The sequence below is a fragment of the Bacillus silvicola genome, assembly GCF_050524305.1.
Lineage (GTDB): Bacteria > Bacillota > Bacilli > Bacillales > Bacillaceae_G > Bacillus_A > Bacillus_A cereus_AT.
On record NZ_JBNGVC010000012.1, the window covers coordinates 1,329,395 to 1,343,111 of the forward strand.

Sequence of the window (13,717 nt, forward strand, 5' to 3'; positions counted from 1 at the left end):
TGTGTATCTCATTTACTCTTCTCTATCAACGGCTATATTCATATGTAAATATAAAATTACTATACGTTTGTTGAGTAGGATTGTCAAGTGCTCTAAGAGCGCTCAATTTGCTTCTTTAGGCGCTTTACATCTTGCAGTGAAATTCCGAACTCTGAAGCAAGCTCCATTGAAGTATTGTTTTGCTCTTTTGAAATAAAATCATGAAAATTCACGTTAAACAGTTGATTTGCACCATTTGTAACAGAATGCCCTTTTTCATTCATACGCATACGTATATCCCTCACATTCAATATGGATGTTTTACTTGTTATTGTTCCATATTGATGAAAGAGTTATACATAACTGAAAACAGCTATTGATTCCAAATAAACATAAGAATGCGATTAACAATAATAACAGTAGCCAATCCACTCGCAAGTAAAGGGTGCTTTAAATGATATAACGCTGCAACACCTACTCCAAAAACGCTAATTTCTAACAATACATGCAATATACCACGCACTTCCCACTCTGCGTGTGGAGCTCCAAATAACCCCCATATGACAGCAACAACAATCGGAAGAATAATAGCCAGTATAATTTTCACAACAGGTATTTCTCCTATTCGAAACCCCCAGTACCCAACAATCCCAAGAACTCATAACTCTAGCATAAAACGCAAAGCTATATTGAATTCTTGAAGCATGCTACACCTTCTTTTTCTTTTATTCCCCTTCACAATCATCCTATGTTAAAGTGAAATTTTAATCAATGGGGGTTTTGTCCATCCCCCACTGATTATTGGCCTTCACCAATCGGACTTTTACGGGCAGCCCACAAATAGCGGGATAAATGAACAAAACATACAATAATGTATAAAAAAGAGAGGGTCATATAACCCTCTCTTTTTTAACAATACTATTTACTTTCCACAATTAAGGTCACCGGACCATCATTGATTAAAGAAACGTCCATCATTGCTCCGAACTTCCCTGTTTCTACATGTAATCCTTGTTTACGAACCTCTTCGTTAAAGAAATCATATAAACGCTCTGCATAGTCAGGTTTCGCAGCATCCATAAAGTTTGGACGTCTCCCTTTACGGCAATCTCCGTATAATGTAAATTGCGAAATAGATAGAACTTGTCCTTCTACATCAAGTACAGAGTGGTTCATCTTTCCGCTCTCATCTTCAAAAATGCGTAGGTTTGCAATTTTTTCTGCAATATAAGTTGCATCTTTTTCTGTATCTTCATGCGTAATGCCCACTAGTAATGTTAAGCCGAATGGAATTTGTCCTACAATCTCACCATCTACTGTGACAGACGCTTCCTTTGATCGTTGTAAAACAACTCTCATCTTTTCTACACTCCCTATTAATGCATCATGCGTCGTACTGCATAAATTTCTGGAACACGTTTAATGCGCTCTACTACTTTTTTCAAGTGCTGTAAGTTTCGAATAGAAATCGACATGTTAATCGTTGCCATCTTATTACGATCACTTCTACCAGAAACAGCTGAGATATACGTTTTCGTTTCTGTAACAGCTTGCAATACTTCATTCAATAAACCACGGCGATCATAGCCTGAAATTTCAATATCAACATTGTATTCAATTTCTTTTTCAGGGCTACCTTCCCACTCTACTTCTAGTAAACGCTCTACAGCTTCTTCTGTATGCACATTGACACAATCACGACGATGAATCGATACACCTCGGCCTTTCGTAATATACCCAACGATATCATCACCCGGAACTGGGTTACAGCATTTTGATAAACGAATTAGTAAATTATCAGCACCGCTTACCTTTACACCAGAATCCCATTTTCGAATTTTCATCGGTTTACGAACTTCTTTAACTTCAACGATGTCTTCTTCTTCACGTTGTTTACGGAACTTGTCCGTTAGTCGCGTAACAATTTGCGCCGCTGTAATTCCGTTATATCCAACTGCTGCAAACATATCTTCTTCATTTGCAAAGTTAAACTTCTCAGCAACACGTTTTAAATTGTCAGGAGCTAACACTTCTTTCATCTCATACTCTAGACCACGTACTTCTTTTTCAACAAGTTCACGGCCTTTTTCAATATTTTCGTCTCTACGCTGTTTCTTAAAGAATTGACGTATTTTATTTTTCGCATGAGATGTTTGAGCAAGTTTCACCCAATCTTGGCTTGGGCCATACGAATGTTTCGATGTTAAAATTTCAATGATGTCACCCGTTTTTAATTTATAATCAAGGGTTACCATTTTTCCATTTACTTTTGCACCAATTGTTTTATTCCCGATCTCTGAATGGACACGATAAGAAAAGTCAATTGGAACAGATCCAAGTGGTAATTCCATTACATCGCCTTTCGGTGTGAAGACGAATACCATGTCAGAGAATAAATCAATTTTTAATGACTCCATAAACTCTTCTGCATTAGAAGCTTCATTTTGCCATTCTAATATTTGACGGAACCACGTTAGTTTCTTCTCTAATGTACCTGTTGTTTCTGCTGTCTTTCCTTCTTTATACGCCCAATGTGCCGCGATACCGAATTCTGCAATTTCGTGCATTTCTTTCGTACGAATTTGCACTTCTAGCGGATCACCTTTCGGTCCAATTACAGTCGTATGAAGAGATTGATATAAATTTGCTTTCGGCATTGCAATATAATCTTTAAAACGACCTGGCATTGGTTTCCAGCACGTATGAATAATTCCAAGCACCGCATAGCAATCTTTAATACTATTCACAACGACACGTACGGCTAGTAAATCGTAAATTTCATTGAATTGTTTATTTTGCAATGCCATTTTACGATAAATACTGTAAATATGTTTTGGTCTTCCAGAAATCTCAGGTTGAATTGAAACCTCTTTTAATTTCTCGCGAATACCAGTCATTACTTCGTCTAAATATTCTTCACGCTCTGCACGTTTACGCTTCATTAAATTCACAATACGATAATATTGCTGCGGGTTTAAATAGCGAAGTGACGTATCCTCTAGCTCCCATTTAATAGTACTAATTCCGAGTCTATGTGCTAAAGGTGCAAAGATTTCTAACGTTTCATTTGCAATGCGTCGCTGCTTCTCTTGAGGCAAATGTTTCAATGTACGCATATTATGAAGACGATCAGCTAGTTTAATTAAAATAACTCGAATATCTTGAGCCATTGCGATAAACATTTTGCGATGGTTTTCTGCTTGTTGTTGCTCATGAGATTTATATTTAATCTTTCCGAGCTTTGTAACACCATCGACAAGCATAGCGATTTCTTTATTAAATTCCCGTTCAATATCTTCTAATGTAATTTCTGTATCTTCCACTACATCATGCAAGAAACCTGCCGATACTGTAGCCGGATCCATGTGTAAATCAACTAAAATACCTGCAACTTGAATTGGGTGAATAATATATGGTTCACCCGATTTTCTATATTGTTCGCTATGCGCATCACGTGCATATTCATAGGCACGTGCCACTAGCTCAATATCTTCATCCGCTAAATATTGACTTGCTTTCTCGAGTACCTGTTCAGCTGTTAGTACTTGCTCATTTGCCATCGAATCACCTTTTATTGAAAATTGACTTTATCTTTATTAAATAGAATAAATTATATTCTATCATTATAACCCAATGATTGTGAATTGTGAAAAGGAAAAGATTTTACTGACATTTCACCATAATTTTTTGTTCAATTATACAAAAGTACCCGATCCTCTCCAAGAGATTCACGGGTACTTTTTATCACCGTAGTTTTACTATATAGTGATTAGTATTTTTCTAATACTAATACATCGTAACCATCTAACATTTTACGACCATCTAAGTAAGTAAGCTCTACTAAGAATGCAATTCCTGCTACAACTCCGCCAAGTTCTTCAACTAGCTTAATTGTTGCTTCAATTGTTCCGCCTGTAGCTAATAGATCATCTGTAATTAATACGCGTTGACCCGGTTTAATTGCATCTTTATGGATTGTTAAAACATCTGTACCATATTCTTTGCCGTAGTCAACTGTAATTACTTCACGTGGTAATTTTCCTAATTTACGAACTGGCGCAAATCCTACTTCTAATGCATAAGAAACTGGGCAACCGATAATAAAACCACGAGCTTCTGGTCCTACTACAACATCGATATCTCTTTCTTTTGCATACTCAACGATTGCATCTGTTGCTGCTTTGTATGCTTTACCGTCGTTCATTAAAGGTGTAATGTCTTTAAACACAATACCTTCTTTCGGATAATCCGGTACAATTGCGATATGTTGCTTGAAATCCATATTTCTGAATCCTCCTCAGATATAAAAGGTTTGTAAATACAAATCCTTTACCCTAACTGTTCTACTTATTTATGATTACGAATCGTTTCAAACCATGTATATAGTTGCTGATATGTGCTATAAACCAATTCTTTTTCTAATTGTAAGTGGTTCATTTTCTCACGATATGTGTTCGATTCAATTAAATCACGCTTTTGTTTTTGTTCGGCCATAAAAATGACACCGTCTTTTATTGTAACAAATTCTAACTCAAAAAACACCTGTGTCATGAAATTTACTGTATCTTTCGACCAACCTTTATGACGACATAGTTGTTCCCCATATTGTCTTAAAGAAAATGGTGCTTTTTGGTTCAAGAAAGAGTAGTACCATTTAAAATGTTCCCTCGTTGGGACTGTACTAAATAAATGGTTATTCTCTTGATAAAATAACGTATAAATTCGCGATGGGAATCCCATTTTAAATAGGTCACGTAATTCATCTGTTCCTTTCGGCAAATCAAGCAAAACGATGTATTGATCATCTAACTGTGTGACCTCTGATGCATGCACGAGATGTTCTTTATAGTCTTCTAAAGAAAACTTATTCAATACCTCTTCAGAAAAATACACCATTGTTATTTTTCCTTTCGGAAGTTCTGCTAAATTTGCTTCCACATTACGCATACTACGCCAATCAAATAATTGCCATGCCTCTACAGCAATATCTTGTACCATTAATTGTGGCTTCTTAAAATTATTCCATTCATTAATGGATGCCTCTCCTATTACAGAAACTTTCGCAACTGGAGAAATTTCTTTCGCATACGCACCAAATCCGAATCCAATTGTATCCAGTATTGCCTGTCCGTCACGAAGTGCCATTTTCAAATGTGAACCATCTGATCCGATTGCACGAATACTTTCCAAATCAGCATCTTTTACCGCAATACGTGGTTTTGGATTTCCAACACCAAACGGCGCTAACTTTTGCATATCCTCAATTGCAGCAAGAGTTACATCCTCCACCTTACAAAAAGCATCAACTGCTGTAATTGGAATAAAATCTTCCTCAGTTAAAATCACATCAGCTTGCTCATTTAACCTACGTCTTAATTCATCTACATCATTCATATGTAGCGTCATTCCGGCTGCCATCGGGTGTCCCCCGAAGTGTGGCAATAACTCTCTACAATCAGACAAGTTAGCAAATAAATCAAACCCTGCAATACTACGCGCTGAACCCTTTGCCGTTTCTTTTATAGGGTCAATGCTCAATACAATCGTTGGACGATAAAAACGTTCAACTAATTTAGAAGCAACAATCCCAATTACACCTGGATTCCAGCCTTCTTTTGCAAGCACTAACACTTTGTTTTCTTCTGGCGGGAAATTATTTTCCACTTCAGCGATAGCCTCTTCTGTAATTTGCTTTACAATATCTTTTCGAAGTTTGTTCAGCTCATCAATTTCTTCAGCAAGCTCTTTCGCTTCTTCTGGATCGTCTGATAATAATAAGTGAACAGCAGGTGTTGCATCTTCTAAACGTCCCACCGCATTAATACGCGGTGCAATTGAGAAGCCAATACTTTCTTCTGTAATTTCACTTTGCGAAACGTTAGCAACTTTAAATAAAGCTTTCAAACCAATATTTCTTGTCATACGCATATGTTTAAGCCCGCGCTGTACTAACAATCTGTTTTCACCATGTAGCGATACTAAATCAGCTACTGTACCGATTACTGCGATTTCCAATAAATGTTCTGGAACGCGCCCTAAAAGTGCATGTGCAACTTTAAACGCAACACCAACACCCGCTAAATAGTGAAACGGATAAACACCGCCTTCTAATTTCGGATGAATAATTGCAAGTGCTTCTGGTAATTCTGGCGGTGGCTCATGGTGATCTGTAATAATAAGATCTATTCCAAGGTCCTTCGCTACCTTCGCTTCATGTACAGCTGCAATACCAGTATCTACGGTAATAATTAGCGAGAACCCAGCGCTATGCGCCCAACGAAACGCTTCTTCGTTTGGCCCATACCCTTCTGTAAAACGGTTTGGAATATAAAATTCTACCTCTGCACCTAATTCTTGAAGCGCAAGATATAAGACAGTCGTACTACTTACCCCGTCCGCATCGTAATCACCAAATATTAATATTTGCTCTCCATTTTGAATCGCCTTATTTACACGTTCTACCGTTCTATCCATTCCTTCTAATAAAAATGGATCGTGAAATTCTTGATTTTCTGTATTTAAAAAATCTAAAATCTTATCTTCTGTATCTAATCCTCTACCGAGGAATAACGAAACAACAAGAGGTGATAATTGCAATTTACTTGCTAATTCACTCACTCGCTCTTCACTATATTCTTTTTCTTTCCAACGCGTCTTCGGTTGTAACACGAAATCACCCCTTAACCTATCCATTATACAAGACAGATTAAGGGGTGACAATATGATGCAAGCTACGATGCAATATCCATATACTAAAATATTAATGCTATTTAATTTGGAGAATACGGATTTATATGTACAAACACATTTTGTACGTTATCTTGTTTCATAAGTGTTTCTTTCACATGCTTTCCGATGCTATGCCCTTCTTCTACAGTGATATATGGATCTACAGATACTTTAATATCAACGATTACATAGTGACCATGTTCCCTCGCATATAAAGAACCTATTTTCTTCACACCTTCCACTTGAAGAACTGCTTCTCTAAACGGAATAACATCCTCCTCATGAAGCACATGATCAAGCGTTGCGTGAATCGCTTCCGCCCCAATACTCCACGCCATTTTCGCAACAAGAATTGAAACAAATAATCCTGCAATCGGATCGGCATATACAAGCCAATCTAAACCTAATTTACCACCGATGATAGCTGCACAAATGCCGATTAAAGCTGCAATTGAGGAAAACACATCCGAACGGTGCTCATATGCATTTGCAATAATTGCATCACTATTTATCCTTTTCCCTAATCGGAATTTATATTGAAACATTCCTTCTTTCACGACAATAGAAAAAATGACAGCAAAAATCGTAATTCCCTTCGGCGGTTCTAATTCTTGTGAAAAAGCTTTTATAGACGAAATCGCTATCTCTAGTCCAACAATAAATAATAATACCGCTACAATAATCGCTGAAATCGATTCCGCTTTACCATGACCGTACGGATGATCTTCATCAGGCGGCTGCTTCGCTGCTCGCAATCCAAAAAGTACAGCTAGCGAACCGATTACATCTGATCCAGAATGCACTGCATCCGCCAATAGTGCCTTACTGTTTCCAATATAACCAATTACCGCTTTTATAATCGCTAATATAATATTACCAACGATACCGACAATAGCACCAAACTCAGCCTGTTTAAAACGTTCATCTTTTTCCATAATTAAAATCCCTTCTTTTCTTAACCTATCTTTTTATCCCGCTATTTGTGGGCAGTAAGCCCCCCACCTCAAAATCCGGCAAATAAGAGGAAGTTAGGTGGGAGTCGGGCTGCCCGTAAAAGCCCGATTGGTGGGGCTAATAATAAGTGGGGATGAATAAAACCCCCCACTTATTAAAGTGTCACTTTATTTTAACAAAAACAGCGATAACCTTACCGCTTTCTTCCACTTTCTTCTTTCAAAAGTTGCTACCTTATTGTATCCACAAACGAAAAAAGAGATGCCTCATAAAGAGACATCATCTTTTTTATACTTGCGGTTCAGATTCTACTTTCTCAACCTTCTTCTTGTTTTTCCCCTTTTTCAAACGACGGTTTTCAAGTAGTAACCAAATTTGAGAGGCAACGAAAACAGAAGAATACGTACCTACGATTAATCCAACAAGTAACGCAAACGAGAAATTACGAAGTGACTCACTACCGAAGATAAGTAACGCAATTACCGGGAATAACACTGTTAATACTGTGTTAATCGAACGACCAAGCGTTTGACGAATACTTGCATTTACGATTTCTTCTAGGTCTTTTATATCACGAACTCGTTTTTTCTGTTTGTATAATTCACGGTTTCTATCAAAGGTAACAATTGAGTCATTAATAGAATAACCGATGATTGTTAATACCGCAGCGATAAACGTTAAGTCTACTTCTATCTGGAAAAGACTAAACATAACAACCATAACGAATGCATCATGTAGTAATGCAAGTACTGCAGATAATGCATACGTAAATCGGAATCGAATACTTACGTATAAGATAATAACTACCGAAGCAATTAATACTGCGATAAATGCATTTCGTGCGATTTCTTTACCGATTGTTGGTGAAACTGTACTTACGTTTGGCTCTGTACCATATTTATCATGGAAGAATGTTTTTGCTTTCGCAATTTCATCTTTTGATAAAACTCCTAATGTACGAACGGCGAAACCTTTATTGTCGTCCCCAGTCGGTACAATATCTTCTTCCTTCACATCAATTTTCAATTCTTCCAAATCTTTATGAACATCTGACACAGTAAGTGCTTGTTTAGATTGCAAGTCGATACGTGTACCACTTGCAAAGTCAATCCCAAGATTCAGTTTGAAAATTGGTAGTATAATTGCACCTGCAATTACAACTACCATCGAGAAGATAAGGAATTTATGACCGATATTTACGAAATTAATACGATCAAATCTTGTCGGTGGATGTACTACACCTTTTGTTAATGGAATAATATCCTTTTCCTTAACACCAAAGTAAGATGGTTTTTTATCGAAGTAACGGCTCTTTACAAGTAAACCTAGTAAGAAACGAGTACCGAATACGTTCGTAATGAAACCGACTAAAATACTAACAATTAAACTTGTTGCGAATCCTTTTACAGAGCTATTACCATAAACGAATAATACACCAGCTGCTGCAAGTGTTGTAATGTTCGCATCTAAAATTGTTGCTAATGAACGATGGTTACCAGCACGAAATGCTGACATCATGGACTTACCAATTTTCAGCTCTTCTTTCAGTCTCTCGTACGTAATAATATTCGCATCAACTGCGATACCTACCCCGAGCACTAACGCTGCAATACCTGGCAACGTAAGAACCGCATGCATCCAGTTAAAGACAAGCAATGTAACGAAAATGTATAAGCCTAGCATAATAACCGCTACAAGTCCTGGTAAACGGTAGAATACAAGCATAAATAAGAAAATAAGAGCGATACCAATCGCACTAGCGAAAATCGTTTGCTCTAATGCTTGTTGACCAAATTTCGCTCCAACAGATGTTGAATACATTTCTTTTAAATCAACAGGAAGTGCACCTGCATTTAATAAAGATGAAAGTTCTTTCGCACTTTCCACTGTAAAGTTTCCACCTACGATAGATACTTGAGCTTGGTTAAATACTTGGTTTACTGTTGCTGCTGATAAAAACTTCGGATTCGGTTTTGCAGACTCTGCTTTATACGAATCTTTTCCTTCTTCAAAATCAAGCCAAATTACCATTAAATTCGTTGGTGGTGGCATTTTTGAAATTTTTTCAGTTACTTCACGGAATTTGTCAGCGCTTTTTAGTGTAAGACCTACGCTTGCACGGCCTTGCTCATCAAATGTTTGCTTTGCTCCGCCGCCTTTTAAATCCGCTCCGTCCATAAGAAGGTTGTCATTCACATCACGGAATGTTAATTTTGCTTGTGTTGATAACATGTCACGTGCTTTTTGCTGATCTTGTACACCAGCAAGCTGTACGCGAATTCGATCTTCTCCTTCGATTTGAATGTTCGGCTCACTTACACCGAGTGCATTGACACGATTTTCAAGAGCACCTACTGTACTGACAAGTGCATCACGATCGATTTTATCACCTTTTTTGGCTGGTTTTACTTCATACAGAATTTCAAAACCACCGCGAAGGTCTAGTCCTAGACTAATTCCTTTTGCTATGTCTTTTCCTGCCGCACCAATCACTCCACCAATTAATAAAACGATGAGGAAAAAGGCGGCAATTCTTGTACCACGCTTTGCCATATGTACCCTCTTTCTGCTACTAACACTTTCAATAAATCTCTTACGATTCATTTTTACACGTGTGCATACGCCTAGTTAGTAGACTTCCTTTCTATAAAATACATGTATTTCCGCTAGTTCATCACTAGCTGTGTCGGTAAGCTTGTCACCATACCTACACTTTCATTATTTATTTTTCCTCTTCACTACCTCCTTTATATATAATCTTAGACATAATTCTTTCCTCTTTATCAATACCTATCATTATACTGCAAAAGGAAGAACAAACCAATTACAGTCAGTTATTTATTTTCATATTCATCAAATGACCAAAGTGGCGCTTGATATGCTTCAACAGTTAAATAAGTCATATATTCATTAGTACTTACTCTTAATACATCATTTACTAATTCATATAACCTAACATCACTGTCTATCTTCTTCCACTTTTTCACCTTGAGAAACTTCCAAATATCATTATCTGTCACTCGGTCATAACCAAACATGTGAAACTCTTCTACTTTACTTTCTAAAACGACTTGTAACTGTCCGCGGTATGATTCTACCAAAGCCTCTTTATCCAACATATATAACATCTCCTTCTTATTTCAGCACGAAAAGTCGCTTTTACTCCCGCTCTAATGGACAGCAATAACTACTTCCAAGAGTACCATTCATACTTTACTCTCTTAAATGCTTGTCATTCTTGTCTCATACGTGCATATAAATTATTGTAAATCATTCCATTGATTTTGAGAAGGTAGGAGAAGAGTATGACGAGACAAAGCTTTTTAAAAGGTGCATTTATTTTAATGATAGCTGGCTTTATTACAAAAATCCTTGGATTCATTAACCGCATTGTAATGGCACGTATTTTAGGAGAAGAAGGCGTTGGCCTTTATATGATGGCTGTCCCCACCTTCATTTTAGCAATTACATTAACACAAATAGGTCTTCCCGTTGCAATCGCAAAATTTGTAGCAGAAGCTGAAGCAGTAAACGATAAACAAAGAGTTAAAAAAATCTTAACAGTCTCGCTAGCCATTACATCCATTATTAGTATCATTTTAACAATTGGGATTATGCTCCTCACACCTATTTTAGCAAAAACATTATTAACTGATGAAAGAACGTACTATCCGTTAATGGCTATTTTACCTGTCGTCCCTGTTATTGCCGTTTCTTCCGTTTTACGTGGTTATTTCCAAGGGAAACAAAATATGAAGCCTAGCGCTTATGCCCAAGTCCTAGAACAAGTTGTCCGCATTACAATTATCGCTGTATGCATTCGGTTATTTTTACCTTACGGCGTAGAATATGCTGCAGCTGGCGCTATGTTATCAGCCGTTCTTGGCGAAGTTGCATCTTTATTATTTTTACTTACTTTATTCCAACGCGAAAAACATCTATCTATACGCTCTGGGTTTTTCACTACGGTAAAGGAGAGCAAAAATACATTTTATTCTCTTATGGATATCGCACTTCCAACTACAGGAAGTCGTTTAATCGGTTCCGTTTCATATTTCTTTGAACCTATCGTTGTTATGCAAAGCTTAGCAATTGCCGGGGTTGCTGCTTCTGTCGCAACACAGCAATACGGTATATTGAACGGTTACGCCTTCCCGCTTCTATCACTACCTGCCTTTATTACATACGCTCTTTCTACAGCACTCGTCCCTTCCATTAGTGAAGCAATGGCAAAGAGACAGCACAAATTAGTGGAACACCGTTTACAACAAGCACTTCGAATTTCCTTAATTACTGGTGGATGGTCAGTCGTTATTTTATATGTATTTGCTTCACCCGTCTTAACGCTTATGTATGGATCGGACAGTGCAACAGCGTTCATCCAACTTCTTGCACCTTGCTTTTTATTTCATTATTTTCAAAGCCCACTTACATCTGTGTTGCAAGCTTTAAACTTAGCAAGAGCTGCTATGATGAACACATTTATTGGCGCTATCGTAAAATTAATCGTTATTTTTGCACTCGCTTCGCGCCCAGAATTCCAAATGATGGGGGTTGCTCTCGCAATCGCAGCAAATATAGTGACGGTAACATTCCTTCACTATGCTACTGTTTTAAAGAAAATTAAATTTACCATTTATGCAAAAGACTATATTTTTGGAGGACTTGCCATCGGTATTGCAGGCGCCTTCGGTTTTTACCTTCATAAGTATATTATTTTCTCTCATTCACTTGGCGTACAAACATTATGGGAAATCACTTTAACAACAATCGTTTATATTTTCCTCCTCTTTGCTTTCAAACTCATTCGAAAAGAAGAGTTGAGTCGCCTCCCTATCATTCGGAAACTTTCATTTTTGAAGTAAATAGGCTTACTATTTAATCTGGTAAGCCTCTAGTTTTCTTTCAAATCAACAAAAAATTGGCCATTTTGAAAGCTGCAGTATAAAATTTGTGTTATATCGTTATAACCTAAGTTTTTTAATTTTCCAATGAGCCATTCATCTGTGTGTTCAATCATTTGCAAATGATTGAATTGAATTTCTCCATCAATAATTAATGGGAGTGTAAAAATTGGCATATCATTTTTACTCTTTTTACTTTTTTGTTTTTGAAAAACAGACAACTTCCCTGACGGTTCTAAAATAGCATATTCCACATCCCGCACATCCCCGACCCCTTGCTCCCTTAGTTGCATCATTAAATCGTCTATGTTATAGCGCTGTTTCCGCATCTTTTTTTCATCAATCTTTCCCGCATTTATAAGGATAGCCGGTTCCCCTTCTATTAAATGTCGAAAACGTTGAAACTTTAAAGATATAACTGACAAAATGATTTGTATGCACATAAGAAAAATCATTGGAACTAATTGATGCCAAAGTGATTTATCGGTATTTTCAATTGCTACTACGGCCATTTCTCCAAGCATAATGAATACGACTAGATCTAATACACTTAACTCTCCAATTTCACGTTTACCCATAAAACGGAAAATAATTAAGATAATGATATACAAAAGCATCGTCCGGCCAATTATTGATACCCATTCCATTTCTACATCTCCTTTTTTATTTATAGATTCCCCTACAAAAAAGAAACTAGTCTAACTTGATCAAAATGAAAATATGCTTGTATTAAAAAGGGGGAATTCATAAATGGATGGAACGAAAAAATTATCAACTGCAATCGGCTTCGGTATTATTGCCCTACTTATCCTCGCATCTATTACTAGCATGGTTATAGCTCTATTATTAAAGTTTACAAATATGAATGAAGGGACATTAACCGTTACTATTTTGATACTAGCTCTTCTATCTATGCTTATGTCTGGGTTTATTGCTGGCAAAAAAGCGCAAGGGAAAGGCTGGCTAGTAGGTTTCACAACAGGACTTACATTCGCCATACTTGTTTTTCTAGTTAACTATTTAGGTTTCTCTCAAACTTTATCGAACTCACAGTTACTTTACCAATTAGCATTAATGGGCGCGAGTACACTCGGTGGTATTTTCGGTGTAAATATGTCAAAACAAAATAACTAAAAAAGGCCCTGCACATT

At 37.0% G+C, this 13,717-nt stretch carries 12 protein-coding genes and 1 other annotated feature (1 of these 13 only partly in view); of the genes, 2 read left to right on the forward strand and 10 right to left on the reverse strand.

Annotated features, from left to right (window positions below; genetic code table 11):
- Positions 1-38 (reverse strand) — a binding site (T-box leader) (it extends 193 nt beyond the left edge of the window).
- Between the two features lie 54 nt (positions 39-92).
- From ACP6L7_RS18870 to ACP6L7_RS18910, 9 genes are all read right to left on the reverse strand, one after another.
- Positions 93-269, reverse strand: a complete 177-nt coding sequence (locus ACP6L7_RS18870; protein ID WP_001242605.1) for a hypothetical protein — start codon at positions 267-269, stop codon at positions 93-95.
- A gap of 83 nt (positions 270-352) precedes the next feature.
- Positions 353-628, reverse strand: a complete 276-nt coding sequence (locus tag ACP6L7_RS18875; protein WP_257127375.1) for a YrdB family protein — start codon at positions 626-628, stop codon at positions 353-355.
- 269 nt (positions 629-897) lie between these two features.
- Entirely contained in the window at positions 898-1,338 is a 441-nt protein-coding gene (locus ACP6L7_RS18880) for a D-tyrosyl-tRNA(Tyr) deacylase (RefSeq protein WP_001266956.1), read from the reverse strand.
- Between the two features lie 17 nt (positions 1,339-1,355).
- On the reverse strand, positions 1,356-3,539 hold the full coding sequence (gene relA / locus ACP6L7_RS18885) for a GTP diphosphokinase (RefSeq protein WP_071747440.1): 2,184 nt from the start codon (positions 3,537-3,539) through the stop codon (positions 1,356-1,358).
- A gap of 209 nt (positions 3,540-3,748) precedes the next feature.
- Entirely contained in the window at positions 3,749-4,261 is a 513-nt protein-coding gene (locus ACP6L7_RS18890; protein ID WP_000346217.1) for an adenine phosphoribosyltransferase, read from the reverse strand.
- Positions 4,262-4,326: 65 nt separating this feature from the next.
- A complete protein-coding gene (recJ, locus tag ACP6L7_RS18895; protein ID WP_097830589.1) occupies positions 4,327-6,648 on the reverse strand; it encodes a single-stranded-DNA-specific exonuclease RecJ in 2,322 nt (773 codons plus the stop codon).
- Between the two features lie 101 nt (positions 6,649-6,749).
- Complete coding sequence (locus ACP6L7_RS18900; RefSeq protein ID WP_097830588.1) at positions 6,750-7,643, reverse strand: cation diffusion facilitator family transporter; 894 nt, start codon at positions 7,641-7,643, stop codon at positions 6,750-6,752.
- A 307-nt stretch (positions 7,644-7,950) separates the two neighbouring features.
- Positions 7,951-10,215: a protein translocase subunit SecDF gene (gene secDF / locus ACP6L7_RS18905; RefSeq protein ID WP_097830587.1), complete on the reverse strand. Its 2,265-nt coding sequence runs from the start codon at positions 10,213-10,215 to the stop codon at positions 7,951-7,953.
- Between the two features lie 281 nt (positions 10,216-10,496).
- Complete coding sequence (locus ACP6L7_RS18910) at positions 10,497-10,781, reverse strand: post-transcriptional regulator (RefSeq protein WP_097830586.1); 285 nt, start codon at positions 10,779-10,781, stop codon at positions 10,497-10,499.
- Between the two features lie 186 nt (positions 10,782-10,967).
- Here ACP6L7_RS18910 and spoVB point away from each other — a divergent pair, with 186 nt between their 5' ends.
- Positions 10,968-12,527: a stage V sporulation protein B gene (spoVB, locus tag ACP6L7_RS18915; RefSeq protein ID WP_097830585.1), complete on the forward strand. Its 1,560-nt coding sequence runs from the start codon at positions 10,968-10,970 to the stop codon at positions 12,525-12,527.
- Between the two features lie 29 nt (positions 12,528-12,556).
- Here the strand turns inward: spoVB and ACP6L7_RS18920 are convergent, their stop codons facing one another.
- A complete protein-coding gene (locus tag ACP6L7_RS18920) occupies positions 12,557-13,213 on the reverse strand; it encodes a DUF421 domain-containing protein (protein WP_097830584.1) in 657 nt (218 codons plus the stop codon).
- A gap of 103 nt (positions 13,214-13,316) precedes the next feature.
- On the opposite strand from ACP6L7_RS18920, the gene ACP6L7_RS18925 reads away from it, so the two are divergent.
- Positions 13,317-13,700 carry a TIGR04086 family membrane protein gene (locus ACP6L7_RS18925; RefSeq protein WP_000349126.1) on the forward strand — a complete coding sequence of 128 codons (384 nt, stop codon included), beginning with the start codon at positions 13,317-13,319 and terminating at the stop codon, positions 13,698-13,700.
- Positions 13,701-13,717: the final 17 nt, after the last annotated feature.

Bases quoted from the DNA above. Each gene is read 5' to 3' on its own strand.
- ACP6L7_RS18890 (WP_000346217.1), bottom strand. From the start codon at position 4,261: ATGGATTTCAAGCAACATATCGCAATTGTACCGGATTATCCGAAAGAA.
- relA (WP_071747440.1), bottom strand. From the start codon at position 3,539: ATGGCAAATGAGCAAGTACTAACAGCTGAACAGGTACTCGAGAAAGCA.
- ACP6L7_RS18870 (WP_001242605.1), bottom strand. From the start codon at position 269: ATGCGTATGAATGAAAAAGGGCATTCTGTTACAAATGGTGCAAATCAA.
- secDF (WP_097830587.1), bottom strand. From the start codon at position 10,215: ATGGCAAAGCGTGGTACAAGAATTGCCGCCTTTTTCCTCATCGTTTTA.
- ACP6L7_RS18910 (WP_097830586.1), bottom strand. From the start codon at position 10,781: ATGTTGGATAAAGAGGCTTTGGTAGAATCATACCGCGGACAGTTACAA.
- spoVB (WP_097830585.1), top strand. From the start codon at position 10,968: ATGACGAGACAAAGCTTTTTAAAAGGTGCATTTATTTTAATGATAGCT.
- ACP6L7_RS18925 (WP_000349126.1), top strand. From the start codon at position 13,317: ATGGATGGAACGAAAAAATTATCAACTGCAATCGGCTTCGGTATTATT.
- ACP6L7_RS18880 (WP_001266956.1), bottom strand. From the start codon at position 1,338: ATGAGAGTTGTTTTACAACGATCAAAGGAAGCGTCTGTCACAGTAGAT.
- ACP6L7_RS18920 (WP_097830584.1), bottom strand. From the start codon at position 13,213: ATGGAATGGGTATCAATAATTGGCCGGACGATGCTTTTGTATATCATT.
- ACP6L7_RS18900 (WP_097830588.1), bottom strand. From the start codon at position 7,643: ATGGAAAAAGATGAACGTTTTAAACAGGCTGAGTTTGGTGCTATTGTC.